At 45.9% G+C, this 25,277-nt stretch carries 22 protein-coding genes and 2 pseudogenes; 14 read left to right on the forward strand and 10 right to left on the reverse strand.

All coding sequences use genetic code 11. The features are described 5' to 3' along the window. Positions 1-94: 94 nt before the first annotated feature. The gene (locus QUA33_RS17375; protein WP_333149780.1) at positions 95-592 is read right to left on the reverse strand and encodes a DUF393 domain-containing protein; all 498 of its coding nucleotides are present in this window, start codon (positions 590-592) and stop codon (positions 95-97) included. A 348-nt stretch (positions 593-940) separates the two neighbouring features. Between QUA33_RS17375 and gltX the strand changes: the two are divergent. After that, positions 941-2,383: pseudogene (gene gltX, locus QUA33_RS17380) on the forward strand (glutamate--tRNA ligase); the annotation flags it as partial. A 402-nt stretch (positions 2,384-2,785) separates the two neighbouring features. Beyond that, positions 2,786-3,220: a CAAD domain-containing protein gene (locus QUA33_RS17385; protein WP_333149823.1), complete on the forward strand. Its 435-nt coding sequence runs from the start codon at positions 2,786-2,788 to the stop codon at positions 3,218-3,220. 113 nt (positions 3,221-3,333) lie between these two features. Here the strand turns inward: QUA33_RS17385 and QUA33_RS17390 are convergent, their stop codons facing one another. After that, entirely contained in the window at positions 3,334-6,987 is a 3,654-nt protein-coding gene (locus QUA33_RS17390; RefSeq protein WP_333149782.1) for a CHAT domain-containing tetratricopeptide repeat protein, read from the reverse strand. Between the two features lie 704 nt (positions 6,988-7,691). On the opposite strand from QUA33_RS17390, the gene QUA33_RS17395 reads away from it, so the two are divergent. Continuing rightward, positions 7,692-8,873 carry a hypothetical protein gene (locus QUA33_RS17395; protein WP_333149784.1) on the forward strand — a complete coding sequence of 394 codons (1,182 nt, stop codon included), beginning with the start codon at positions 7,692-7,694 and terminating at the stop codon, positions 8,871-8,873. A gap of 149 nt (positions 8,874-9,022) precedes the next feature. Here the strand turns inward: QUA33_RS17395 and QUA33_RS17400 are convergent, their stop codons facing one another. Next, positions 9,023-10,300, reverse strand: a complete 1,278-nt coding sequence (locus QUA33_RS17400) for an aspartate aminotransferase family protein (protein WP_333149786.1) — start codon at positions 10,298-10,300, stop codon at positions 9,023-9,025. 128 nt (positions 10,301-10,428) lie between these two features. On the opposite strand from QUA33_RS17400, the gene QUA33_RS17405 reads away from it, so the two are divergent. Further along, positions 10,429-11,706 (forward strand): ribulose bisphosphate carboxylase small subunit, encoded by a 1,278-nt coding sequence (locus QUA33_RS17405; RefSeq protein ID WP_333149788.1) that lies wholly within the window; start codon positions 10,429-10,431, stop codon positions 11,704-11,706. 277 nt (positions 11,707-11,983) lie between these two features. Here QUA33_RS17405 and rbsK read toward each other — a convergent pair whose 3' ends face one another. Beyond that, positions 11,984-12,904 carry a ribokinase gene (rbsK, locus tag QUA33_RS17410; RefSeq protein WP_333149790.1) on the reverse strand — a complete coding sequence of 307 codons (921 nt, stop codon included), beginning with the start codon at positions 12,902-12,904 and terminating at the stop codon, positions 11,984-11,986. Positions 12,905-13,087: 183 nt separating this feature from the next. Here rbsK and nblR point away from each other — a divergent pair, with 183 nt between their 5' ends. The 3 genes from nblR (at position 13,088) to QUA33_RS17425 (ending at position 15,429) form a co-directional block, all read left to right on the forward strand. Next, positions 13,088-13,783, forward strand: coding sequence for a response regulator transcription factor NblR (gene nblR, locus QUA33_RS17415; RefSeq protein ID WP_333149793.1), 696 nt, complete (start codon positions 13,088-13,090; stop codon positions 13,781-13,783). A gap of 84 nt (positions 13,784-13,867) precedes the next feature. After that, complete coding sequence (locus tag QUA33_RS17420) at positions 13,868-14,398, forward strand: DUF192 domain-containing protein (RefSeq protein WP_333149795.1); 531 nt, start codon at positions 13,868-13,870, stop codon at positions 14,396-14,398. An 815-nt stretch (positions 14,399-15,213) separates the two neighbouring features. Beyond that, complete coding sequence (locus QUA33_RS17425; RefSeq protein WP_333078854.1) at positions 15,214-15,429, forward strand: DUF2949 domain-containing protein; 216 nt, start codon at positions 15,214-15,216, stop codon at positions 15,427-15,429. A 55-nt stretch (positions 15,430-15,484) separates the two neighbouring features. Here the strand turns inward: QUA33_RS17425 and QUA33_RS17430 are convergent, their stop codons facing one another. The 3 genes from QUA33_RS17430 to trpC form a co-directional block, all read right to left on the reverse strand. Next, on the reverse strand, positions 15,485-16,642 hold the full coding sequence (locus QUA33_RS17430) for an alanine--glyoxylate aminotransferase family protein (RefSeq protein WP_333149797.1): 1,158 nt from the start codon (positions 16,640-16,642) through the stop codon (positions 15,485-15,487). A gap of 78 nt (positions 16,643-16,720) precedes the next feature. Continuing rightward, positions 16,721-16,966: a DUF5340 domain-containing protein gene (locus tag QUA33_RS17435; RefSeq protein WP_333149799.1), complete on the reverse strand. Its 246-nt coding sequence runs from the start codon at positions 16,964-16,966 to the stop codon at positions 16,721-16,723. Positions 16,967-17,316: 350 nt separating this feature from the next. Then, positions 17,317-18,216, reverse strand: a complete 900-nt coding sequence (gene trpC, locus QUA33_RS17440) for an indole-3-glycerol phosphate synthase TrpC (RefSeq protein ID WP_333149825.1) — start codon at positions 18,214-18,216, stop codon at positions 17,317-17,319. An 85-nt stretch (positions 18,217-18,301) separates the two neighbouring features. On the opposite strand from trpC, the gene QUA33_RS17445 reads away from it, so the two are divergent. Continuing rightward, complete coding sequence (locus QUA33_RS17445) at positions 18,302-18,763, forward strand: XisH family protein (protein ID WP_333149801.1); 462 nt, start codon at positions 18,302-18,304, stop codon at positions 18,761-18,763. After that, on the forward strand, positions 18,705-19,097 hold the full coding sequence (locus tag QUA33_RS17450) for a XisI protein (RefSeq protein WP_333149803.1): 393 nt from the start codon (positions 18,705-18,707) through the stop codon (positions 19,095-19,097). The genes QUA33_RS17445 and QUA33_RS17450 overlap by 59 nt, the downstream gene beginning before the upstream one ends. Here the strand turns inward: QUA33_RS17450 and QUA33_RS17455 are convergent. Together QUA33_RS17455 and QUA33_RS17460 are read right to left on the reverse strand one after the other, a co-directional pair. After that, positions 19,094-19,318 carry a type II toxin-antitoxin system Phd/YefM family antitoxin gene (locus QUA33_RS17455; protein ID WP_333149826.1) on the reverse strand — a complete coding sequence of 75 codons (225 nt, stop codon included), beginning with the start codon at positions 19,316-19,318 and terminating at the stop codon, positions 19,094-19,096. The two genes, QUA33_RS17450 and QUA33_RS17455, sit on opposite strands and share 4 nt — an antisense overlap. Before the next feature lie 91 nt (positions 19,319-19,409). Continuing rightward, on the reverse strand, positions 19,410-20,852 hold the full coding sequence (locus QUA33_RS17460; RefSeq protein ID WP_333149804.1) for an NB-ARC domain-containing protein: 1,443 nt from the start codon (positions 20,850-20,852) through the stop codon (positions 19,410-19,412). 668 nt (positions 20,853-21,520) lie between these two features. Here QUA33_RS17460 and QUA33_RS17465 point away from each other — a divergent pair. From QUA33_RS17465 to QUA33_RS17480, 4 genes and pseudogenes are all read left to right on the forward strand, one after another. Then, positions 21,521-21,628: pseudogene (locus QUA33_RS17465) on the forward strand (type IV pilin protein); the annotation flags it as partial. A 15-nt stretch (positions 21,629-21,643) separates the two neighbouring features. Beyond that, positions 21,644-21,922 (forward strand): type IV pilin-like G/H family protein, encoded by a 279-nt coding sequence (locus tag QUA33_RS17470; RefSeq protein WP_333149828.1) that lies wholly within the window; start codon positions 21,644-21,646, stop codon positions 21,920-21,922. A gap of 216 nt (positions 21,923-22,138) precedes the next feature. Continuing rightward, positions 22,139-22,465 carry a nucleotidyltransferase domain-containing protein gene (locus QUA33_RS17475; RefSeq protein WP_333149806.1) on the forward strand — a complete coding sequence of 109 codons (327 nt, stop codon included), beginning with the start codon at positions 22,139-22,141 and terminating at the stop codon, positions 22,463-22,465. After that, complete coding sequence (locus QUA33_RS17480) at positions 22,462-22,851, forward strand: HEPN domain-containing protein (RefSeq protein ID WP_333149808.1); 390 nt, start codon at positions 22,462-22,464, stop codon at positions 22,849-22,851. The genes QUA33_RS17475 and QUA33_RS17480 overlap by 4 nt, the downstream gene beginning before the upstream one ends. 70 nt (positions 22,852-22,921) lie before the next feature. On the opposite strand, the gene lpdA is transcribed toward QUA33_RS17480, so the two are convergent. Then, a complete protein-coding gene (gene lpdA / locus QUA33_RS17485) occupies positions 22,922-24,358 on the reverse strand; it encodes a dihydrolipoyl dehydrogenase (RefSeq protein WP_333149810.1) in 1,437 nt (478 codons plus the stop codon). A gap of 440 nt (positions 24,359-24,798) precedes the next feature. Between lpdA and QUA33_RS17490 the strand changes: the two genes are divergently transcribed. Further along, positions 24,799-25,074 carry a hypothetical protein gene (locus QUA33_RS17490; RefSeq protein WP_333149812.1) on the forward strand — a complete coding sequence of 92 codons (276 nt, stop codon included), beginning with the start codon at positions 24,799-24,801 and terminating at the stop codon, positions 25,072-25,074. The last annotated feature ends 203 nt before the right edge of the window (positions 25,075-25,277 follow it).

Raw genomic sequence — 25,277 nt, forward strand, 5'->3', positions numbered from 1 at the left:
TTTTGACCTTTAATAGTAGTCCATCTTTAATGTTAGTTGCAGTCTGTTTATGCTGACATCTTCTGATAGGTCGATCGCACTTACTAAATATGACTCATTTCGAGTTGGGTCGGCAGCGGCCTTGACTTTCGCACTCGATCCGCACAGTTCGATCGCTCATAATAGTTGCTAAATCCGGCCTTCCCGTCAGCTTCAGCCGCCAGTCCGCCCAAATTCCGTACAGCCAATTGGCGATCGCCCCGATCGCTGGTAACTTAGTCACAGCATAAACCCATCCCATACCTAAAATCTCGTAGGTGCGGCGAAAAACCTCTACATTTTTAACCGTCGTACCGTCGGGTAATATCGCGTGAATCCGACCCATCGCCGTTTCGTAGTCGATTCCGCCGTGGGTCTCCGGGTTGTAGCCATCATCCGCGATATCGACAAACGACACTAAACCTCGCCCCGCGTCGCGTTTTTTCAAGAAATTAACCTCCCGCACGCACAGAGGACATTCACCGTCGTACAGTAACTCAATCTGCCAAGCAGGCGCAACAGACTCGGGTGAGGGCGCAACAGATTCGGAAAACTCAGTTTTAGCAGCAGACATAGGGAAATATATTTTAATGTCGTCGATCGCACACAAACATTTTACAAGCATCAATAGTTATCAGGTGCGCCTTGGGTACTCCTAAAGCAGTTATTTGTGGTGTGAAAAATAGTCCCAAAGGTGAATCCAATCTTGGCCACCCGCAAGCTATTATCATCAAGATGCCCTCTCTTGCCTTGCCGGAGACTTTCGCCCGATCGCCCGATAGTCGAATATCAAGCAATTCGAGGCAAAGCACCTGCCAAGCACAACTGTTAATTCGGCAACAAAATATAATAAAATTTGAAGTCTTAAACATCAGCTATTCCCCCAACCCGTAAATCGCCCAATCTAAAAGCAAAAATCTACATGAATGTCAGAGTCCGTCTAGCGCCCAGTCCCACCGGAAACCTACACATCGGTACCGCCAGAACCGCCGTATTTAACTGGCTGTTTGCCCGCAACCAAGGCGGAAAATTCATCCTGCGGGTAGAAGACACAGACGTAGAACGTTCTAAAAGCGAATACACCGATAACATCCTCGAAGGACTCACCTGGCTGGGTATGGAGTGGGACGAAGGCCCGAGTTTTCAGTCACAGCGTCTGGAAATATACCGCCGAGCAGTCCAAACCCTTCTAGACAATGGACTCGCCTACCGCTGCTACACCACGTCGGAAGAACTCGACGAAATGCGGGAAGCACAAAAAGCCAACAAACAAGCCCCCCGCTACGACAACCGGCACCGCAACTTGACAAGCAAAGAGCGCGCAGCTTTTGAAGGCGAAGGGCGACAAGCTGTGATTCGGTTTATCATCGACGACGATCGCACGATCGCGTGGAACGACATGGTACGCGACACCGTAACCTGGAAAGGTAGCGACCTCGGCGGCGATATGGTAATTGCCCGTGCATCCAGCGGCGGCGTCATCGGTCAACCCCTCTACAACCTCGCCGTAGTTGTCGATGACATCGACATGGCCATCACCCACGTCATCCGCGGCGAAGATCACATAGGCAATACTCCGAAACAAATATTGCTTTACGAAGCTTTGGGCGCGACAATCCCAGAATTTGCCCACACGCCGCTGATTTTAAACTCCCAAGGGCAAAAGCTTTCTAAACGCGACGGCGTAACCTCGATTTCTGACTTCAAAGATATGGGCTACGTCCCCGAAGCTTTAGTTAATTACATGACTTTGCTCGGTTGGACTCCGCCGGATTCAACGCAGGAAATATTTACACTGTCGGAAGCAGCAGAATTATTTACATTCTATCGAGTCAACAAAGCTGGTGCAAAATTTGATTGGGATAAACTCAATTGGCTAAACAGTCAATACCTGCACAAAATGCCAGTGCCACAATTGACAGATTTGCTGATACCTTATTGGTGGCAGAAAGGCGGTTATGAGTTTGACTTGGAGGCAGATCGCCCCTGGCTCGAACAAATAGCTGCTTTAATCGGCCCGAGTCTCGTTCGCTTAACCGATGCTGTGGATATGTGTAAGGTATTCTTCTCCACAACGGTGGAATACGAAGAAGAAGCACTCGCACAATTGCAGCAAACAGGGGCTGCACAGGCTTTACAAGCAGTTGTAGAAGCTATGGAAAGTCATTCGTCCCTGACATCAGCGGAAGCTCAGAAAATCACTAAAAAGCTCAGTAAAGAGAAAAATCTTAACAAAGGGCTAATTATGCGATCGCTCAGAGCTGCTCTGACAGGTGCAATGCACGGCCCCGACCTGATAGAATCTTGGGTAATCCTTCACCAGCGAGGAACGGCTAAAACCCGTTTGCTTGATGCCATTAGCAACTTGAATGGGCCTGCTGTTGGTGTCGCGGACGAAACTCCTACCCCAGAACAACCACACGCAGAAACAGTAGCCGAAAGTTCTGCTACAGAACAGTCAGCAGTGGAGGTTTCAAAAGTCGAAACACCGACTCTTGAAACAGTCGAAACCCCGGTTGTTGAACCATCAGCAGCAGAGGTTTCAGAAGTGGAAAAACTTGCGATCGAAACAGTCGAAACGCCGACTGTCGAACAAGCAGTGGAAGTTACAGCAGTCGAAATACCGACTACAGAAACAGGCGAAGTGTCGGCTCTTGAACCAACCGACGGGGAGGTTGCAGCAGTCGAAATACCGGCTCTTGAAACAGTCGCAGCAGCAGTTGAAATACCTGCCGCCAACCAGCAAAAAACTATTGCGAGTGGAGAAATGACTTCATCAAACGAACCAGAAACAACCGTTATCATTACCGAAATTCCTGCCGGAAATGAAGCAGACAGTTCAAGCGGTACAACAAAAGTCATAATTACCGAAGAACCGCCAAGTCAGGCCCAGCAGATCAAAGAACAAATTATAGCAATTTTGTCCGAGTTTCCCGCTTACATCGGCAGCTTTTACGAGCAGTACAAAAGTCCCCTGACTGTTATCGGTGTAATTGTAGCCTCGATTGTCTCTTTGAAAGTGCTTTTGGGCGTAATAGACGAACTCAACGACATCCCCCTGCTAGCACCCACATTCGAGCTAATTGGTATCGGATACACCGTGTGGTTTGTCTACCGCTATTTGCTGCGATCGTCCAATCGGCAACAATTAGGTCAAGAAATTCAAGCCTTGAAAGAACAAATTTTAGGCAAAAAATCCTAAACTTTTGCTGTAATTTGTTGAATTTTTACCCGAAACTGACAATTTTAAATAAGTTGTCAGTTTCGGGTTTTTAAAAGACTGTTGACTGTTGACTGTTGACTAATGACTAATCACTAAACCCCAGCCGCAGTAAAAGCCGCCCAATAATAAGGATTGGCAAAAGGATAGGGTTTGCGGTTGCGAATTTGCTGCAAAGAAGCCTCCGCAATCAGGCGAGAACTTTGAGAAAGCCGATCGAACATTTGCGAAATTTGAGGTTGAAAATCCGCCAGCAGCACCTCCAATTCCTCGCCAGTCAAATCCCGCAGCCACCTTTGAGCGTCTCCCAGCGCGATCGCTACATCTCCCACCTGCAACCGAGAAAACCGTCCCAGATTTTCATAAAACTTGCTCGTCAGCAGCAGCGTAGAAACATCGTTCACCTTCCAAAGACTGCTAACCACACTAGAGGTGCCAGCATACAACAAACCCGCCGACAAGCCCACAAAATCTCCTCCAGCACCGCTAACTCCGCCGGCGGCAATTTCGCAACCCGATAAAGTAACTAAAAAATATTGCCGCAAATCCAGATTAAAAATTTCCTCTAAACTCAGAGAATCATTCCTCAAAAACACGGCGGATTTCAGAGGCCAAGCCAAATTAAGCAAACTCAAACAAGCAAAATGAGCGCATTTTTTCTGCGGCAACTGCCCTATTTGCTGAGGCAAATTTCCATTATTAGCAGACATTTCTTTGGAAAAAGCCTCTTTAATTGCCGGCTTATGGCGCACAACTTCTGTACTTGCAAAATACTGGGAAATATTGCCGATTTCAATGTTGCTGTAGAACGCATCTCTGGTGAAAGTTGGGATTGCTAAAAGGTGCTGCAAACCTGGTCTGTACCGACCGATAGCCGCTCCGCGTGCACTTTGTCTCAACAGCAATAACTGACAGCTAGGAGCATAGCGAATTCCTCCGACAAATCGATCGCTCAAATAAGCAGCAGGCGCTGCAACGTCGCCAAAAGACGAACTTTGAGAAAAATCCGAAAGGCTGTAGGTTTCCACATCAAAACCGCTGCGATCGCTCCACCCAGACCTAAAAATTCCCCCATCCTCCTCAAACCCGTCTCTCCCCGCCAAAGGCAAAGCGTGGAGTGGCAAAGCGTGCAAAAATCGGTGCGGCACAAAAATCAGCCGATCGCAATTCTCCGGAATCAGCGCCACCACTCGATCGATTTCCAGTATCGCAGCCAAGCGTTTGAGGCGAGCCGGGAGATGATTGATCCAGCGACCTTTTTGTTCAGAATAAGCGCTGAGGTACTCCTGGCCCCAAGTTTCGGCAGCCAAAGCATTTTGCGGGGAACACAGGTGAACGGCGGGATATTGTGCACTCTTTACCACCACAAAAGCAACCAGCAACTCCCCTAAACTCGCCCACACCACAGCAGCGCAATTGTCATCAGGCAACAATTGGCGAATTTGCTCGAAAGCGATCGGTTCAACTTTGTGAGCTAGGCTGAAGAAAGGATCGTTTGCCTGCACCTCCCGCGCAATCAACCTATCAAACTGCTTCCACAATTGATTTAAGTGCATGAAGTCCGAGTTCGGCATCAGAGAACCGCTGTTCAAACCTTGGCTATCGCCCTCAGAAATCAAGGTCGTGTTCGTCTCAGGTTCTCCCTGTTCTTGGTGCCGCTGTTCCCCCGCTATTTCCAGTCGCAGCGACTCCAACTCGCTTCGCACCGCTGCTGGAATTTCGGCTTTCGGAGTCAAGTGGCATTTAACCAGCATTTCTACCAAATTCCGATTTTTGTGGCGTTCGGCGTATTCCAGAGCCTTAGCGTAATATTCAGGTTGGCTAGCGCCGAGTTCCAAGCAAACTTGCACCAGGCATTTATAGAGTCCCGCCCAAGTGCGGGTTAATTTGACTTTTTCGGTACTCGTCCGTGAAGCGTAGCTATCCCGTAGGGAATCGCCAAAATCGACTGTATCAGCCCCAACTTCGCAACGCAAGAATTCAACAGTATCGACAGCAGCACTAAAAACCCCGTAGGCGCGAAGCAAGTCGCCTCGAACTCGGTAAGCTTGACCCAAATAAAATAAAATTTCAGCCCAGCGGTGGGGATAGGTTTCGCGAGTGTAGACTTGACAGGCGCTGTGATAGCAGCCGATCGCGCTTTCCATGTGGGACACATTTTCCGCCTCCGTCAGTTGCGAGTAAGCTCTGCCGAGATAAATTTGCAGCATTGCCCAGCGGTTGGGATAGGCCTGCCTGGTGTAGACTTCGCCCGCATTTTGATAGCAGGCGATCGCGCTTTTGAGGTTGCGGTTTTTTTCCCCTTTCACGTGTTCGCAGAAAGCGCGGCCGAGGTAAGCACACAGCATTGCCCAGCGTTCGGGAGATTTTTGGCGGTTGCAAAACAGCAAAGCATTTTGATAGCAGGCGATCGCCATTTCCATATTTTCGGCTTTTTCCCCTTTCACCCGCCGACTGTAGATCCTACCGAGGTAAGTTTGGATCGAAGCCCAGGCTTCGGGAAATTTGATGCGGGTGTAGACTTGTAAAGCATTTTGATAGCAAGCGATCGCCATTTCCAAATTTTCCACCGGATCGCCTTTAATGCGATCGACAAACACCCGGCCCAAATTCCTTTGAGTCGTCGCCCACTGCTGCGGAAAAGCTTCCCGAGTCCGCACCTGCAAAGCTCTCTGATAGCACGTAACCGCGTATTCGAGATTTTCAGCTCGGTTGCCCCGCAGCAACTCGCAGTAAGCATTTGCCAAATTATTTTGAGTTGTAGCCCAACGCCGGGGAAACACCTTGCGGTTGTAGACTTGCAAAGCATTGTGGTAGCAAGCGACTGCCAGTTCCAGATTTTCAGATCGGTTGCCCCGCAGCCGCCGACTGTAAGCACGGCCGAGATTGTTTTGAGTGCTCGCCCACTCTTGGCCGAAAGCCTCGCGGCTGCGAACTAGCAGCGCGTTTTGATAGCAGGCGATCGCGTGTTCTAGATTGTCTGCCGGATCTCCCCTGAGACGCTCGCTGTAAGCGTTGCCCAGATTGTTTTGCAGCGTCGCCCACTGTTCCGGGTACTGTTCGGGCGTGCGTACTTGTAGGGCATTTTCAAAGCAAGCGATCGCCTGTTCGATATTTTGAGCCTTATCACCTTTGGGACGATCGGTGTAAGCGTTGCCCAGATTGTTTTGCATCACCGCCCATTCTTGGGGAAACTCTTTGCGGGTAAACACCTTAGCAACTGTTTCGTAACCTGCAATTTCGATTTCCAAGTTATGAGCTTTGCTGCCGAGGGGAAACCGCCCAATTTTGTTGCTCAGATTGCCGATTAAGGCTGCAATGCGCCTAGTCTCAGATTCTTTGGCAGCAGAGAACACCAAATTAGCCCAGTGGCGCAGCAGTTCTGCGAAATTCTGGTCGAGTTTGTCTAAATTGTTTCTCAGCAGCGAGTACAGGTGCTGCGAATCAGCACCGCGCGCGACTGCTTGCAATACTTCTGCTAAAAAAGCCAGATATGCTGCCCCGGTTGCGGGCAATTTATAATTGCCTTTTGCAGACTCTAAAGGTGCGATCGCCCTTTGGAAAAATTTTGCAGCTTTCAGCAAGCTTTCTCGCGTCAGTACCACTTCTTCCAAATAAAGCGTTTGCACGAACCCAAAGTCGATCGACTTTGGGTTCGTCCTCAAAATCAAATCTATTCCTGAGTCCCCAGGATTTTCCAGCAGCGCTTGGAGCATATTAACATCAGTTTTGCGACGCTGTTCATCCATCGTGCATTCCGCCGAACTATTAACGATAGGATTAGTGCCCCCCGTGCAGCCAATTAAATCCAGAAATCGGGAAATTTCAATCCCTAATTCTATTTACCCTGCTTTCTGCCTAAAATCAATGGTAGCTGTGACTCGTTTAACCTAAATGAGTAGTAATATTCAGGGATCACTAGCCTAACCCCCTGGTTAGTATAACTGACTACACATTTTGAAGCATGAATCAAGAAGAGTTGATGATCAAATAACTCTCTTAGCAAAATATCCAACCAATTGAACTCGCTGCGACACAAATTTTTGTCTGCTTGACAAGGACTAACGGGACTTAGACATTTTCTAGCCCCTTTAGGGGCTGAAAACCTCTCTGGACAAGCAAAACAGGTTGATGACCTAAAAACGCCTGAAATCTGTGTACATACTAGACTTATGCCTATTCGAGCTAAAAGTCTTTCTAGCTCTGGGTTTGACGCCATGTTAGCTTCTGTTTTTGTCTACATCCTGCTAATTAGGTTGATATAGTTTTACAATAGGTCTAAATATAGTCGTCTTCAAAGGACTTACATCGGCTTGCAGCCACGCAAATACAAAGAAGCTGGGCTTCATCAAGAAACCCAGCTTCTAGTGTATGACTTATAAATCAGGAATTTGCTGTAAGTTTGTATCGCCCAAATACTTGACCAATCTTAATATAGGCAGGAGAATTTGCAATGAGCACAGAAAAAGATTTATGGAAAGCGACTAGCTGTTACTTTGGAGAACGAGTGGAAGAGGGACAAGTTCTCGCAATAGCTACGTATGTTGATCGGCGACGCATTTGTTTTCTGCTTAATGGAAAAACAATAGGTCAATGGGTTCCCGAAGAATCTTTATACGGATCTGTCTCCTCCTTCAAAGTCGAAAAAGAAGCTCAAAAAGAAGCCAAAGATGATGTGAATACATTGACAGAAATTGTCAAAGAGCATAAACAAATTGTTGAAACCCAAAGCGTCAACATCGCAGACATATCAATTTTTATACAAACAATTATTAGTGGGCTTGAATTTGGAGCAAAACTTGTCGTAGATCCTCTATCTTTCCCATATAAAGTGGTTGTTAGTTTGCTAGAAGCCATACCACAGTTAGGAATTTCAGTTAAAGATGAAATATTGAAAACGGTTGAATTATGGAGTAAAGTTTGGAAAGAAAGAGTTTTGACCACACTAATTAAAGGTGAAAAAGTTCACTTTAGTACATCTAATAAAATAGTAGATCAGTTAAGAATTGACTATCCTGATGAAACCAATTATCAACTTGCAGGACGCCTGGTTTTAGAGAAGGCTGTGTATACAAGCATTACCGGTTTTATACAAGGCTTAAGTAGAAGTTGTGCAGGTAAGCTTCCCCAAGAAATTAGTGATTTTATTGCAGGGAATAAAGGATTTGAAACTCTGCATCAATTACTCAATAGTCGTCTAGTTAATTTTTTTGATACCAATAGCTTGCTGGTAGAGATGATTTACCAAATTTCTCTTATTTATGGTATGGAAAGCGGTGAAGGTGATATTTTATTCATTTTAGGTGCTGCCTTTACCAAACAAATGGCTGATCGTTTGGAGATGGCAGTCTTGATTGGTTCACCCGATGTAAGAATTTCGCTGCTAGTAACACCACTTAAAAATTTGTCCGTATTTATGTTAGTGGGTGGCATGGCTATTGATTACTATAAAGCTAAAAAAGAAACTGGTAAGATGCCAATAGATTCCTTAGAAGCTTTATTATCATTACAGAATCAAGCGTTTGCTTATTTGACAGAAACATTGTCAAAAGGCCCCGAACTAGAGCAAGCTTTAGCTAATGCTATTTCCGTTGAGGCAGTTGCTGTTCCACAATTATTTTCGGCTACCAGCTAAATTGTTGAGAGATTACAGCGGATTGTAACTTGCATAGGTACTTCTATCATGCGAGAGGTTTTTTTTTCCTCTGGTTGTACCTACGCGACTGCAAGCCGCTGTAAGCGATAAGAGGGGGGTTTTAACCCCACTCCGGGTGAGAAAACTAACTAAGCTAGAGTATTTCCCAAGGAAACGATCGCACTTTCTACTGCTTCTAAAGCTCGATCGACTTCAGCGGAGGTGACAATCAGCGGCGGGACAAACCTCAGCACTTTCGGCCCTGCTGGAACCAACAAAACTCCTGCGGCGATCGCAGATTTGACAATATCAGCGGATGTAAGTTCGATATCAGCTTGCAATTCCATCCCGACAATCAAACCCCAGCCGCGCACTTCGGCAATTAAATGCGGATATGCGGCCGCCAACTTGTTGAGCCCTGCTTTCAACTGTTCCCCGCGCTGCTGCACGTTTTCCAGAAGGTTTTCCCGTTCCAAAGTTTGGCAAACGCACAAAGCTACAGCGCAAGCAAAAGGATTGCCGCCGAAAGTGCTGGCGTGACTTCCCGGTTCAAATACATCGCAGGCAGATTTGCACAGCATAGCGCCGATCGGGATACCGCCGCCCAATCCTTTGGCAGAGGTAAAGATATCCGGTTCAATGCCGAGGTTTTCGTAGCCCCAGTATTTGCCGCTGCGTCCCATCCCGACTTGCACTTCGTCGAGAATCAGCAAAATGCCTTTTTCGTCGCAAATTTCCCGAATGCGCTGGAAGTAGGGGATATCTCCGGGCCGAACTCCGCCTTCGCCTTGCAGCGCTTCCAACATAATTGCAGCTACTTGGCGTTCGTCTTTGTCGAGTTGCTCGATCGCCGTTTCGATCGCACTAATATCGTTGTAGGGCACATAGTGAAATCCGGGAACCAAGGGGCTAAAACCCTTTTGGTATTTAGGCTGTCCCGTTGCGGTAATTGTCGCCAAAGTCCGCCCGTGGAAACTCGCAACAGCGGTAATAATTGTCGGATTCGAGATATTTAATTTTTCGTGGGCGTACTTGCGGGCGAGTTTAATTGCCGCTTCATTAGCTTCCGCGCCGGAGTTGCAAAAGAAGGCTCTGTCCGCGCAGGAATGGTCTACAAGCCACTTTGCCAGCTCGCCCTGTACGGGGATGTAATAAAGGTTAGAAACGTGGTGTAGGGTTTGAATTTGCTGAGTTACCGCTGCAATCATTGCCGGGTGTGCGTGTCCCAGAGTGCAGGTAGCAATACCGGCCACAAAATCGAGATATTCGCGGCCCTCGGTATCCCAAACGCGGCAGCCCAGGCCCCGTTCTAGGGCGATCGCAAAACGCCCGTAAGTCGTCATTACATAGCTGTCGAAGCTTTCAGAACTGAAGGGACTGGCTTCGGCTTGCACGCTTGGTTCTTTTAGTAAGGTTTCTGGACTCACGAATCGCTCCTTAACACATAATATGCAGACCTCGATTGTACGGTAAAAATCCAGGTTAGCGGTGCAGGCTGTTAGTTTTGTCATAAAATCATAACAGTAACCTCAATTAATCCCTCACAAATCTACTGATGAGTTATTACATTTCTCCTAACTTTCTCGATAAAGTTGCGGTGCACGTCACTAAGAACTTTTTAAATTTGCCCGGGGTAAGAGTTCCCCTAATTTTGGGAATTCACGGCCGCAAAGGAGAAGGCAAAACTTTTCAAACCGAACTGGTTTTTCGGCGAATGGGCTTTGAACCGGTGATGATATCTGGTGGGGAATTAGAAAGCCCGGATGCAGGAGATCCGGCGCGTTTAATTCGCTTGCGCTACCGGGAAGCTGCGGAGCAAATTAGGGTGCGGGGCGAGATGTGCGCCATCTTTATTAACGATTTGGATGCTGGTGCTGGCAGGTTCGATACTACTACTCAATATACTGTCAATACTCAGATGGTCAATGCGACTCTGATGAATATTGCTGATAATCCAACTAACGTGCAGTTACCAGGAAGTTATGACAGCACGCCGCTGCACCGAGTGCCGATTATTGTCACCGGAAATGATTTTTCTACGCTGTACGCGCCGCTGATTCGCGACGGGCGGATGGAAAAGTTTTATTGGGAACCCAGCCGCGATGATAAAATTGGCATTGTTGGGGGAATTTTTGAGTCTGACAAATTGTCAAAAAACGATATTGTGGCGTTAGTCGATAATTTTGCCGATCAGGCGATCGACTTTTTTAGCGCTTTGCGATCGCGCATTTACGACGAACAAATTCGCGAATTCATTCACAAAGTAGGAATCGAGCGAGTTTCCAAGCGTTTGGTAAACACTTTGGAAGCAGCGCCCGATTTCCATAACCCAGATTTCAGCCTCGCTCATTTAATAGAAATGGGCAGTTTGATGGTGGGTCAACAAAAGCGGATTAAGGAAATGCGCTTAGTAGATGAATACAACCAATCGCGCCTGTTTAACGTTCAAGGAACCCCCAATGCCCCTGCTGCGGCGCCCACGCAAAGTCAATTAAACGACCCGTCCTCCAAATATTATAAGGCTTACGTTGAGCCAAGTTCTGAAGGTGGTAACGGTCATGCAGCGCGGCTGAGTTCTGAGGTATTGGAACAAGTAAAGCAGTTGTTAGCAAGAGGCTGCAAAATTGGCATGGAATATGCAGATAATCGCCGATTTAAGACTGGTTCTTGGCAAAGTTGCGCGACGATTAACAGTGCACAGGAAAAAGATGTGGTTGCATCTTTAGAAACTTGTTTGGCGGAACACGGCGGCGAATACGTGCGGCTGATTGGTATCGATCCAAAAGTCAAGCGGCGGGTAGCTGAAACAATTATTCAGCGGCCAGAAAAGTAGACAAGTAGGGTGCTATGCGGCGCACCTTACAAGTTCCAGTAATGCGCGTTTGGAAAGTTAACGTAGGGTGCTCTTCGGCGCACCTTACCAAAGAAAAATTCACAATTCAGAACCCAGAATCAAGAATGGGTTCTGTGGGACAGGATGGATAATCGAGGTTTAAAGCCTCCGATTTTAATATGAGACAATAAAAAAATATTTCCTTACCGGAACCCCTGACTTCATGCCTGGGGAATTCTGAATTCTTAATTCTGTCTTCTGACTCCTTCTCATAAATTTAAATTAAATTCTGCAAAAATTTATCAAAAGTTGCCCGATCGGGCATAGCACCTTGAGCACCCACTTTAGTTGTGCACAGAGCGCCCGCTGCTGCGCCCCACCGTACCGCTTCCGGCAAGGACAGACCGGCATCTAATGCAGATGCCAAACCGCCGTTAAAAGCATCGCCAGCAGCCACAGTGTCGATCGCCTCCACAGCAAAAGCCGGTACAAAAAACGTTTCATCCGCCGTAACAGCAACAGCCCCGCGAACGCCCAATTTGACAATAACATTCTTGACGCCACGCTCCTGCAAGTGTTTGGCAGCTACAATCGCTGTTTCCGTGTCATTCACCCGAAAACCGGCTAACTGGCTGGCTTCCACTTCATTCGGCGTGATAATGTCAATTAGCGGATAAAGTTCGAGCGGCAAATCCGCCCTAGCCGGTGCTGGATCGAGAATAATTCGCACCCCCGCTTGACGAGCAGCTTTCGCAGCTTTTTGGACAACTTCCAGGGGAATTTCTAACTGTAACAGCAAAGATGTAGCTGCTGTTAACAGTTTTTGGAGACGTTCTATATCTGCTTTACCGACATTATTGTTCGCGCCCGGAATCACAATAATATTATTTTGACCTGTCTCGTCTACGGCGATAATTGCCACTCCTGAATGAGTGTTTTGGTCTATTAATACATTGTCTGTATTTACACCATAAGATTGTAGATTTGTCAATAATTCTTCAGCAAATTTATCGTTACCGACGCGACCGATGATGTGGGTGGAAGTGCCGAGACGGGCGGCGGCGACGGCTTGATTTGCTCCTTTGCCGCCGCCTGCTGTGAAAAAATTGCTACCGATTATAGTTTCCCCTGGCTGCGGCAACCGGGGAGTTTTTGCTGCTAGGTCGATGTTGATACTGCCGAATACAATGATGGTCATAATTAAAATTTGTTATTTGTTATTTGTTATTTGTTACTTGGGTATGGGGTATGAGGTATGAGGTATGCGGTATGGCGCCAAAAGCATTGGAACGAACCAATAACCAATAACCAATAACCAATACCCAATAACCAACAACCCTCAAACGTGCTAGAACAGTTATGATCTACATCGGTCAATTCAATGGCTGCAATTACTCTCGATCGCAATCCCTGTGTCCTGCTAGTTGAAACCGACGAAGTTCTCGCCGGACACTTGAGTCTCGACTTAAAATCCTCCGGCTACGAACCGGTAGTGGCTTCTAATACCGCCACCGGCCAACATTTAGCTCATGAATTGCAGCCAGCTTTGATTGTAATCGATCGCATACTTGGCCCTGAGTCGGGGCTGTCACTGTGTTCTTACCTCAGAAGTATTGGCAATCGGGTGCCGGTGCTGCTACTTGTCGGTCGTGATACAGTTGACGATCGCGTAGCTTGTCTGGAAGCTGGGGCGGATGATTATTTTCTGAAACCTTACCGCACTGAGGAGTTTTTGCAGTTGGTGCGCTTGTATTTGCAGCCGGATAACACCAGCAACGAACAATTGAGGTTTGGCGATTTAGTTTTGGATTTGGCCTCTAGACGGGCCCTGCGGAATGGACGGGCGATCGACCTGACGATGAAAGAATTTGAGCTGCTAAAGTATTTAATGGAACACCCCCGTGAGGTTTTGACTAGGGAACAAATTCTCGAAAATGTTTGGGGTTACGACTTTCTGGGCGAGTCGAATGTAATTGAGGTTTACATCCGCTATCTGCGACTCAAAATTGAAGATGAGGGCGAAAAGCGCTTGATTCAGACGGTGCGCGGTGTTGGCTATGTGATGCGAGAAGCTTGAAGTAGTCAGTTGACTGTTGACTGTTGACTGTTGGCTAGTTCCAATGTCCAATGGTCAATTACCAATCTAAAATCTAAAATCAATATGAATTATTTAGCTACTTTGCTCGGTATTGGAGTAAGTATATTTTTGCTGGGATGTTCGCCGACTTTACCCATCGCCAATGCTGGTGCTACTGGTATTTTGGCGGATCGGTCTCCGACGGCGAAAACATCGGGTCAACTGCTGCCTGTTTCTGCTAGAGCTCGGATAGGCGATCGCCCAATCGAACTCGAAGTGGCGAAAACAGTGGAACAGCAGGCTATGGGTTTAATGTACAGAACTTCTTTGCCGGATGACAGAGGAATGCTGTTTGAGTTTAAACCGGCGCGGGGGGTCAATTTTTGGATGAAAAATTGCAAGATTTCTCTGGATATGATTTTTATCCGGGATGGGGTGGTTGAGGCGATAGAAGTTTCTGCACCTCCTTGTACAGCAGATCCTTGTCCTACCTACGGGCCCGATACTGCTGTCGATCGAGTGATTGAGCTCCGGGGTGGGCGTGCTGCTGAACTTGGTGTCAAAGTGGGCGATCGTATTGAAATTGAGTTTTTTAACGAAAACCTCCCTCAATAAACAATCCCCCGGTTTCCTTCTTGCTTCTTTTTAGCATCCGTTACATCCGTTCCCGAACTGCCTTGTGCCTTCGGAATACCGGCGAAAATTTAGAAACTTTACAAAAATTGATAAAATCTATTAGAATATTAATGTAAGATTCAGTACAAACACCAAAAGATTTGCTACGATGTCGATCTCAGCCAGTCAGGACTTGAGCTTGTTTCCGGAAGCTGTAGATTGTTGGTCGCAGGTATGAGACGAGTCAGCGACTCGTTACCAATCCTGAGAGACGATACTCAGCCTCAAGGTGTAGCAACACGAAAAGAAATTCTCTGGAAGTTCTGGCGCTCGAGGTAAATCTACTAAACCTATCTAAAGTAATATGCTACGAGCCAAGTTAATTGGCGGTAATTGGCAAACTTAACTTCTGGTAGCAGTTTCGGGTTTGATCGAAATATCTAACTAATTTTGCCGAAGTAGATTTGCGGATTCTGCATTTCGGCAGATGAAGTTAAACTCTGAACCTGGTTTAGTAGTTTTAGGTAGCAGAATAAATTCTGATTCGCGCTGCAAAGATGCCGAGGTATTCAGTTTAAGTTCGATCGCGATCGCAAGTCGATCGGGCCGACATCAGCAAAATTGCAAAACCTTTCACTTTTTGGGAAAGGTTAGCTTGTGCGCTTGCACTCAGCATTACGTTTGGCAGTTCAACCGCTAATAGCGTTTTAAAAGCTATCGACGGTAACAAGACAAATTTAAAACTGGCTTATTACTCATCAAAAACATCAGGTTCACATCAGAAAATGGTGTCCTATACTTAGAGGTGAAATCACATGGCACCCGCTAAATACACTCGATTAATTCGATTTTTACAAGAAGATTTGGCAATTTCCCCCGCGTCAATTGCTGTCGCCGAACGTGTCGGCGATAACAAACAGCGGCAGCGCGATAAAGACCCGAATTCCTTGCCGATGGTTCTGTGGCAATACGGTTTAGTCACTCTCGAACAGTTGGATAAAATCTTTGATTGGTTATCCGAAGCATATTAAAAGGATTTTAGATTTTAGAGAGTATCAAAAATCCAAAATCCTTTAACAACTGAGATTAGGATTCAGCCAAGAACTTGGCAGCAGCGGCAACGCCGGCACCCGGAGTGTAGCCTTCATGGCCCAATTCCCGCAACACGACTTCTAAAGAGGAAATTGCTGCTAGAATATCGCGATCGCACACAAAGCCCAAATGACCGATTCGGAAGATTTTACCTTTCAAATGGTCTTGTCCGTCGGCGAGAGCAATGTCAAATCTCTTTCTCATCAAAGTCCGCACTTTTTGAGCATCTACGGATGCTGGCGGCATAACCGAAGTAATCGCAGGGCTGGCGGCATCGTCAGCAGCAAACAAGGGCAAACCTAAAGCTTTTACAGCAGCGCGAGTAGTTGTCATCAAGCGTTTGTGCCGCGCGAAAACATTTTCCAACCCTTCTGTTTTCATCATCTGCAGCGATGCTTGCAGGGCAAAAAACATATTGACAGGGGGAGTAAAAGGAGTGGTATTTTTGGCAGCGTCTTTGCTATATTTGCCCAAATCCAAATAATAGCGGGGCAGTTTCGCAGTTTTGTAAGCTTCCCAAGCTTTGGGACTGACGGCCACAAAACCCAAACCTGGGGGAATCATGTAAGCTTTCTGAGAACCCGAAGCAATGACATCGATGCCCCAAGCGTCCATCGGAATATTGACAGCGCCTAAGCTAGTGACAGCATCGACCATAATTAAAGCTTCACCGTGGGCCTTAACGTGGCGGTTGATGGTTTCGAGGTCGTTGAGGACGCCGGTGGAGGTTTCCGAGTGGGTGATGATGACAGCTTTGATTTGCTTCTCTGTATCTGCTTCGAGTTTTTCGCGGAAGTGTTCCGGGTCTAAAGGTTGGCCCCACTCAGCTTTAATAATTTCGGCGTTTAAACCGTAAGCTTCGGCGACTTCAGCCCAACGTTCGCCAAATTTGCCGTTGCATCCGACTAAAACTCGATCGCCCGCACTCAAGAAATTAATTATCCCAGCTTCCATCGCCCCGGTACCGGAAACGGTTAAACTCAGCACGTCACTTTTAGTTTGGTGCAGCCATTTCAAATTTTCGGTACATTCTGCAAAAATCCCGTCAAATTCCTTGCTGCGGTGGCCCATCGGGTGTTTTGCCATCGCTAACAAGGCCGCTTCAGGTACCGGCGTCGGGCCGGGAATCATCAGCATTAATTTGTTGTCCATGATATTGTCCTAAGTTTTTCTGTGGGAGTTATATAGAATAAATCAAATACGATACGTCACGTCGCTACTCTAACTTTTTTAACTTTTAACTCCCTTGTGGTTAATTTCATTTAGAGCCCAGCGGTGTTCTACCGCTATGTTCGATCGCTCGCAGCTTTGTTCTAATTGCTTTTGAATGGCAAGGGCTTTACGCAGTGTAATAATAAGTTGGTGCACTTGTTGCTGCTGCGGCGATTGTGGACTGACAGCAAACATCGTTTTGCGTTCTAACAATTGAAGTAGCAATTCATAATGAATGTACGAAGGAAGGGGGATTGGCTCCATGAAAGCTAATATACCTCAGCGAACCGACACCCCATAGCAATTGCATGAGGCATCACAGGTGAACATTAGATGCCCGATTTTTTATTTGTTTTCTAACCGTACAGCAACCCCTGCTTTGCCGATCGAATATTCGGGGCTGGGGGCGTTGCACACGCTAAATCTTGCGATCGACAGGCTTACAGAATAGATTTAATTGCTTTCTGGCAAAATATTTCTATGCAATATAGCTTTCAGTGCTATTTCTTTTTTACAGTAGCGCTTGAGTCGATGCAGGCTAGAAATTCTCATTATTTACCTACTTAATCATTTTTTATCAGAATTAAGGGTGGTTTGTCAAGCGGTCTCGCCTTTCACAGGCTGGGAGGGCGATCGGCAAGGGAGGCTAAAGCCGCACCCGGATCGGGCTGCTTGACCAGAGATTCGCCAATGAGAACGGCTTCTGCTCCGGCGCTGGCAAGTTTAGCTAGGTCGTCGGGAGTGTGGATTCCTGACTCGCTGACGATGAGGATGCCTTTTTCTTGGATTTCGGTTTGGCGGGAGGCTAATAGTTGAGTGGTAGTTTCTAGGCTGACGGAAAAGTCTGCTAGGTTGCGGTTGTTGATCCCGATCAGGTTGACGCCTTCTAGGGTTAATACCCGATCGAGTTCTTCGAGAGTGTGAACTTCGATTAAAGCTGTCATGCCCAAAGTCTTGACAATTTTTACAAAGTATTGTAAGTCTTTGTCAGATAGAATAGCGGCGATTAACAAAACAGCATCGGCACCGTGAATGCGGGCGAGATAAATTTGGTAGGGATAGATAATAAACTCTTTGCAAAGTAAGGGTAAATCGACGGCCGCACGGATTTTAGCGAGGTTGTCGAAACTGCCTTGAAAGAACTTTTCATCGGTGAGTACGGAGATGCAGCTAGCGCCGTTTTGTTGGTAAGCTAGGGCGATCGCCACCGGGTCAAAATCTTCGCGAATTACGCCTTTACTGGGGGAAGCTTTTTTAACTTCGGCGATGATAGCGGGTGTGGTTTTACCGTTTTTAAGGGCGGCAAGAAAGTCGCGGGTTGGCGGTGCAAACGGGAGTTTTTTGTGAAGATCTGCTAACGGGGTGCGATCGCGCTTTTGGGCCACTTCAGCTTCTTTTTCCCAGACGATTTCTTCGAGGATGTGCTGGGGTTCGGCGTCGGGTACGGCGATTTGGTAGCTGAGATAGAGTACGGAGACTGATGTGCTGGGGGGACGGCGGCGGATTTGAAGCATGATAGGGGGATAAAGGGCGATCGTAACAAGTTTCAACGTATTATATAATGGTTACAGTAAATCCTCCTAGCCTGAGAGCTAATGCGTGCCAGCTAAAGATATATATCACGATACAGTTAAGCGTGCCTTAGAAAAGGATGGCTGGACAATTACTCACGATCCATTTCCCATGCAAATTGGTCGCAAGCGTTTATCTGCAGACTTGGGTGCAGAGCGTCTAATTAATGCGGAAAAAGGAACAAAAAAAATTGTTTTTGAGGTTAAGAGTTTTGTGGGACGCTCGGATGTAAAAGATTTGGAACAGGCTTTGGGACAGTACGTTCTTTACCGCCATGTGCTTAATGAAATGCAGAGCGATAGAAAACTATATCTTGCTATTTCTGAGGAGGTTTTTAATAGTGTATTTTCTATAGAATTAGGGGAAGTGTTATTTAAAAATCAGACAGTTAAACTGATTGTTTTTGATAAAAAAGTGAGGCAATACTTCAATGGATACCCGATTGAGATACCAAGAAATTATCAAAACCATACTTCAAGAACACGCTAACTTCCGCAATACTATACCTGATGGCTATCATTCTCAAATGTTATTTGATGATGAACGAGGAGGATATTTAGTTTTGGATATTGGTTGGAATGAGAACCAGTACCTTCACGCCACACCAATCCACCTTGATTTAATCGGCGATAAAATTTGGATTCAATATGATGATACCGAAGAAGGAGTGGCGACTGATTTACTGGCGGCAGGTGTTCCTAAAGAAGATATTGTACTGGGTTTTAGGCATCCTCAAGTGCGACAATATACTGAATTTGGAACTGGTTTGAGCGACAAAGATGAAGAAATTGTTGCTGAATCTGCTGCTGTGCGATCGGCCTAATTTGAGTAAGGCAGAGGTTTGGCTGTTCTGGCTTTTGCCTGTTTCAGGGCACTTAACAAGCGATCGGCGTTTTTGGGCGATCGCAGCAGGTGTAATGTCTCCAATAAGCTTGCCAACTCGTCAGCGACAATTAAGGCTACGTTTTCGCCGTCTTTGCGGGTGATGATGATGGCATCGCGATCGCTGATGACTTGTTCGCACAGTTCATCAAGATTGGCCAGAGCTTCAGTATAGGTTACTTAGGTTTGTGTGAGTGACATGGTTTTTAGCTTCCCAATACTAAGAATATTATAAGGGCGATCGGGATTCTTTTTATATGTTTGGGCGGGGATAGTTAGTTTTAACATACTCTTTTAGTACGGGTTCAAGGGTGAAAAATGTGCGATCGCCCTCCGGGATTTTTTCAACTAATGAACGCCGTCCCAAGGATTGCATAACTTTCAAAAATTGCGATCGAGATAATTGCAGATTCTCTGGCACTTTTGAGATGGAAACTGGCGCGGTTTCACTCGCTAGCCATGACATTACCTGTTTTTCTGACTCGGATAAGCGATTAAATGGCTGATGCAGTAAAGATTCTAAATCACCTAAAAATAGTGTATCATCCGACAAAAATTCCGATTGGCTGCCGTTAAATAAATCTTGAATCATTGTCGCAACTATTTTTAACCACAAGGGATTGCCTCTGTATTGTTCAATTAGTTCTGACAATTTTGCATCTTCAGTTAAACCTTTTTCTCTAAGGATTTCCCCCGCTTCAGCACCTAAACCATTCAGTTGCAATGAGCGAATTGGCTGATTTTTTCCTTCTAATGCGGCGATTTCTCTAGGCTTTTCCGAACCGAGCAGCATTAAGCAACTGTTGTGAGATAATTCTCCTACCTGTCTGAAGAGTGTGCCGTAATCTTCATATCCAGGTTGGTAATTGCCAGCGAGTTGTCCGCTGCTATTTATCATTTGTACGTCATCGAGTATCAGCAGACAGCGGTATTGTTGCAAGTAGTTCAGTAGGGGAAATCCCCCCGTGGTTGTCCCTTCCTCTGGGGCAGACAAGCCACCGGCATTTGGGGCGGGCACGGGGGCGCCGCCCCTACTGAAGAATTGAATTATATTTGTTTGAAGTATTGACAGGGGTGGAGATGTGGCGAGACTTCGCCAGATGATGAAATCAAATTCATGTTTGATTTGTTCTACTAGGTGTACGGCGAGTGCGGTTTTGCCAATGCCGACTATGCCTAGTATGGCGAGTAGGCGGGTATTTTCGTGGAGAATCCACTGTTTGAGGGTGGCGAGTTCGGATGTGCGATCGTAAAAGGTGAAAATTTTGGGTGCGTCGCTTAAGTCTAGATGGGATTGAGTTGGGGTTTGTGGGGAGTTTCGGGGAGCTGCGGGCGATCGATTATTCATAACTTCTTCTGATTGTTGTATGTTACCATTACAAAAATTAACATTCCTAACATTTGTAAATTCTGTTGTAAAAGTTGATGAACTAATAGATAAATAAGATTTTTGTAATGTACGTCGAAAATTAGATTTATTAACTTCTTGACCTAAAGCATTAGAAATTATTTGCCATAATTCCGAGGCGACATTTCTTACATGACCTTCGGTACAATGTTCTTCTTCTGCAATGTCGCTATATTTCTGACCCTCCCATGTTCCTTTCAAAATTGTCTCTTGCAGACGATCTATATGTTTACCCGTCTCGGAAAAAAATAGACTATCAGTAAACTGCAATATATCTTTTACGTCCATTGCTTTGATTTGTCAATGATTTATATCATATTATCACAAATATCTGACAGTTGATGACATTAGCAATAGTAGATGACATTTGCCGATCTTTGGGCTGACTAAATTAGTTACTTATTCTGACATATTGTAATTTGCATTTTTAAGATTTTAGTTGAATAATATTAATATAAAGTGTTCAAAGCTTAATTGTTTAAATAGGAGACCATAATTGATGATAAAACCAGCGCAATTTAGTAAAATAGCGATGGCTGCCTTAGTTGGTAGTGTAGTTCTGTTTTCTCACACAGAGTCAGCATCGGCTGGGTGGTTTACAAAAGATGAATACCTAGGTCGCCTTTCGACAGGAGACAATTGTAATTATTGGCGAGCACAGGGAAGACTATGTATGCCTACACCTCCTGATGCGAATAAGCTTTGTCAATGGAGATATGGTGGTAGCAATGTATGGGGCCAGTCTGTTTGGTTGAGTTATGACACAAAGTGTTACCGTTGGCGATGGTTTTGGCAGTAATTTTACCTTCATCTTGTCGCGGTTAACATTCTTATGGTTGTTAGTCAATCAGGATAAACACCAATATCTATAAGGCTGAAAAAGTTCCTACTACGAACATGGGCTTCCAGTAGGAACTCTTTGTGCCTAGTTAATTTTACTGTTGAATTAAGGTAAAATGAAATATATTTTAAGGATTTTTTCTCGGCTTTATCGCAAGCCAAACTCAGGTTTCACTCTAGTAGAGTTGTTAGTCGTTATCCTAATTATAGGTATTCTCGCTACTATATCTATGGGGGGTATGTTGAAATTTATAAATAAAGCTAAACAAGTAGAGGGCATTACTTACGTTAATACTTGTCAGAAAAAACAACTAGCTTACTATGCTGAAAATACTCAGTTTACCGACTCCCTAGAACTACTGGGATTGCCCAAGGAAACCAACAATTACATTTTCAAAGTAGATATATTTCCTCCCACCAAGCCTGAAGACGGTAATCAAACATTCGCTTGTTGTATGGCTGGGGAAAAGGGAGGTAGTAAAGAAACGGTGTTTATGTGTGCATCATCTGGTGGCTAAAGTGCTTGTCATATCGGAACGATCGCCCTTTCCTTACTCAGAGCGCGAGCGCTCTTTTTTGGAGTATCACTAATCCTTTTTCTCCAACACCATAGGGGATTTTTACCGCTTTGACAACCATTCATAAGACCAACTATAGTGAGTAGGAGAAAATCGGAGTGGGATATTTGGTATAACGAAAGAATCCCGATCGCCCTCCAATCATTTATAACAAATATGAGCATTAACGATAAGCTTAAAAATATACTGATGCAACTTCGATCGCACTTCGAGCAACTCTACGGCGATCGCCTCACGCAAATGGTGCTCTACGGTTCCCAAGCCAGAGGCGATGCACATCCAGACTCAGATATAGATGTTTTAGTAGTTCTGAAAGCGCCAGTTCAAGCAGGCGAAGAAATTGATAGAACTCTTCAGATTGTAGCAGATTTGTCGCTCCAAAATGATGAAGTGATTAGCTGCCAGTTTATGAATGAAGAAAAATTTACTAATTATCAAAGCCCTTTGCTCAGAAATATCCGTAAAGAGGGAATTTTAATATGACATCGGCTCAATTAAACTTACTCGCAAAAGCTCGTCAAAGCCTTTCAGCGGCTAAGTTAATGTTAGATGGCGAATACCCGGATTATGCAGCATCTCGCGCCTACTACACCATGTTTTATATTGCCGAAGCATTTTTAGAAGGGGAAGGGTTATCTTTTTCTAAACATTCCGCAGTCATTAGTGCCTTTGGCCGAGAATTTGCTCGTACAGGAAGAGTTCCTGTTAAGTTTCACCAATACCTCATCAGATCTCAAGAATTGCGAAATGCTGGAGATTACGGCGAACTTGATGCCGTTACGAGCGATCAAGCCGCAGAATCGATCGCCCAAGCTGAAGAATTTCTAGAATTAGCCCAAAATGCGATCGGCACTCTACCACCGCCTTAAAACAGTATACCGAAATCCCCGACTTATTCAACAAGTCGGGGATATAAAACAAGAAAACAGCCCCTACAAATTAATGACTACCCGCTCCAGCCGCCCGTTTAAACGCCTCATCCAACACTTCCGAAAGCGTCGGGTGAGTGTGAACTCGGAATGCTAAAGTGTTCACAGAATCGCGCTGGGCGATCGCATTTGCCGCCTCCTGAATCAAATCCGCAGCGTGCAAACCGAAAATGTGAACTCCCAACAACTCGCCAGTATCTTTCCGGTAAATCACCTTAGCCATACCGTCGGTTTCACCCTCCGCAATAGCCTTAGAATTTCCCTTAAAATAACTCTTGACAGAACCGACCTCAAACCCTTCAGTTTTTCCTAACTCTTTGGCAGCAGGTTCAGTCATCCCCACATAGCTAATTTCCGGGTGAGTAAAAGCCGCCGCCGGGATACTCAAATAGTCAACTTCGCGGGCACGGCCGCAAATATTTTCTACTGCGGCAATTCCCTGAGCAGACGCAGAATGCGCTAACATCATCTTGCCATTAACATCGCCGATCGCCCACAAATTTTGCACCGGTTCTCCCGCCGCCAAAACCTGCATCTTATCGTTAACTGGGATATAACCGCGCATCGTTTCCACGCCAACTGTTTCTAACCCCAAATTCTTACTGACAGGAACTCGGCCAGTTGCTACCAAACAAGCATCAACTTCCAAAACTTCGACAACTTCCTTAGTTTTGAAATCAGCTAATTCAATAATGACCGGCGAACCAGGAGTAATCTTCTTCGCCAAAACACCTACTTTTGTTTCAATATCGCGGGGTGCAATTAACACTCGTTCTGCCAACTTAGCAATATCCGGGTCAAAAGTCGGCATCAACTGATCTAGAGCTTCAATCATCGTAATTTCGCAGCCCAGTGCGGTGTAAATATCAGAAAACTCCAAACCGATATAACCGCTACCAATAATTGCGATCCACTTCGGCAGCGATTCCAACCTGACAGCATCGTCGCTGGTAAATACAGTTTTGCCGTCAATTTCTATCCCGGGGGGGACGAAGGGAACCGAGCCGGGAGCGAGAATAATATCCTTGGCGGTAATAGTTTTCTCGCCTTTATCTGTTTCGACGGTAATTTTTTGAGCACTGGCAATTTTGCCCCAACCTTGGATGACATCGACATTCAAACGTTTGAGGCTGTTGGTCAAGTCGCCGCGAAGTTTGCTAACAATAGTATTAGCGTGATTGGCGATCGCCCCGCGATCGAAATCCACACTGCCCAATTGAATACCCAAAGTCTTCAGGTGGTGGGCATTCCGCAAATCTCGCACCCGCCCGGAAGCCGCCAACAGCGCCTTCGAGGGAATGCAGCCGCGGTTGACGCAAGTCCCCCCCATGTCCCCTGCTTCGATAATTGCCACTTTCAGCCCGCAGCTAACCGCGTGTATGGCCGCGCCGTGTCCGCCCACGCCAGCGCCGATAATTGCTAAATCGTAATCAAATCCCTGAGTCACCTTAAAATCTCCTAATGCCTTTGAAATCTTAGGACTCAAGCAAAAAACACCGTCTCTCCGTCCTTTCGAGGTGGCGCGTTGCCATCGCAACCCTTGAACAGCGGTAATAGTTGCATAAGTCCTGTCTCCTTATTCTCGACTAGACTAGGGTTAATTAGACAACGAAAGAGCCTTAACTGAGATTTTTTCAGGGTCGATGATTTGGAGCTGGGTCTACACAACGTCTCAAATCACTCAGTAGGTGGGTGTAGAGTTAAATATAAGTTTGAAGGCTGACAATGGTCGCTGCAGGTTTTATATGGGGCAGCAAGTTCAGCAGCAGGCATTCCACCGTCCGGTTAAATAGTGTGCGCTTGCTTGTTTTAGTCGGGTTTTCATGTCTGCACGCGCCGGGGGCGGGCAGAGTTTATTGGCAACTTTTAGAGTCTATGGAGTGGCTTATGACAGATGACGACCAGAAAGATTTACGCCGGGCCTCGGCTCAATCATTTTTTGAGTCCCTGGATGAATTGTTCGATTCTATAGAATCGAACAGCACTCAAGCGGCACAACCTAAATCTCCACCGCCTCCGGCTAAGTCTGCGAGTCAGTCTTCGAGTTTGCCGAAGAAGACTAGACCTGCGAAAATTAATTTGTCGGATTTTGAAGATGCGATCGCCGATTTGGAACAGTTTATCCAGAGTAAACACCAGAAACGCCCGGAATCCAATCAATAGTGCGATGACACATTTTCAAGTAATGAGTGTTGACTGTTGACTGTTGACGGTTGACTGTTGACTGTTGACAAGTGAAAAATTTTAGACCGAACTTCCAACTCCCAGATTCATCTGTGGAGTCAGTTTTTCAATCTAAAATCTAAAATCTAAAATCTAAAATCGACTGGCTGTTAACGGTGCTTTAAGCTTAAGGTGCTTATGTC

It is taken from the genome of Microcoleus sp. Pol14D4 (assembly GCF_036701245.1).
GTDB lineage: Bacteria > Cyanobacteriota > Cyanobacteriia > Cyanobacteriales > Microcoleaceae > Microcoleus.

What these genes read in the sequence shown, in the direction of transcription:
- QUA33_RS17375 (WP_333149780.1), bottom strand. Translation starts at nt 592, where the DNA reads ATGTCTGCTGCTAAAACTGAGTTTTCCGAATCTGTTGCGCCCTCACCC.
- QUA33_RS17385 (WP_333149823.1), top strand. Translation starts at nt 2,786, where the DNA reads ATGACTTCATCAAACGAACCAGAAACAACCGTTATCATTACCGAAATT.
- QUA33_RS17390 (WP_333149782.1), bottom strand. Translation starts at nt 6,987, where the DNA reads ATGGATGAACAGCGTCGCAAAACTGATGTTAATATGCTCCAAGCGCTG.
- QUA33_RS17395 (WP_333149784.1), top strand. Translation starts at nt 7,692, where the DNA reads ATGAGCACAGAAAAAGATTTATGGAAAGCGACTAGCTGTTACTTTGGA.
- QUA33_RS17405 (WP_333149788.1), top strand. Translation starts at nt 10,429, where the DNA reads ATGAGTTATTACATTTCTCCTAACTTTCTCGATAAAGTTGCGGTGCAC.
- rbsK (WP_333149790.1), bottom strand. Translation starts at nt 12,904, where the DNA reads ATGACCATCATTGTATTCGGCAGTATCAACATCGACCTAGCAGCAAAA.
- nblR (WP_333149793.1), top strand. Translation starts at nt 13,088, where the DNA reads ATGGCTGCAATTACTCTCGATCGCAATCCCTGTGTCCTGCTAGTTGAA.
- QUA33_RS17420 (WP_333149795.1), top strand. Translation starts at nt 13,868, where the DNA reads ATGAATTATTTAGCTACTTTGCTCGGTATTGGAGTAAGTATATTTTTG.
- QUA33_RS17425 (WP_333078854.1), top strand. Translation starts at nt 15,214, where the DNA reads ATGGCACCCGCTAAATACACTCGATTAATTCGATTTTTACAAGAAGAT.
- QUA33_RS17430 (WP_333149797.1), bottom strand. Translation starts at nt 16,642, where the DNA reads ATGGACAACAAATTAATGCTGATGATTCCCGGCCCGACGCCGGTACCT.
- QUA33_RS17435 (WP_333149799.1), bottom strand. Translation starts at nt 16,966, where the DNA reads ATGGAGCCAATCCCCCTTCCTTCGTACATTCATTATGAATTGCTACTT.
- trpC (WP_333149825.1), bottom strand. Translation starts at nt 18,216, where the DNA reads ATGCTTCAAATCCGCCGCCGTCCCCCCAGCACATCAGTCTCCGTACTC.
- QUA33_RS17450 (WP_333149803.1), top strand. Translation starts at nt 18,705, where the DNA reads ATGGATACCCGATTGAGATACCAAGAAATTATCAAAACCATACTTCAA.
- QUA33_RS17460 (WP_333149804.1), bottom strand. Translation starts at nt 20,852, where the DNA reads ATGGACGTAAAAGATATATTGCAGTTTACTGATAGTCTATTTTTTTCC.
- QUA33_RS17470 (WP_333149828.1), top strand. Translation starts at nt 21,644, where the DNA reads ATGTTGAAATTTATAAATAAAGCTAAACAAGTAGAGGGCATTACTTAC.
- QUA33_RS17475 (WP_333149806.1), top strand. Translation starts at nt 22,139, where the DNA reads ATGAGCATTAACGATAAGCTTAAAAATATACTGATGCAACTTCGATCG.
- QUA33_RS17480 (WP_333149808.1), top strand. Translation starts at nt 22,462, where the DNA reads ATGACATCGGCTCAATTAAACTTACTCGCAAAAGCTCGTCAAAGCCTT.
- QUA33_RS17490 (WP_333149812.1), top strand. Translation starts at nt 24,799, where the DNA reads ATGACAGATGACGACCAGAAAGATTTACGCCGGGCCTCGGCTCAATCA.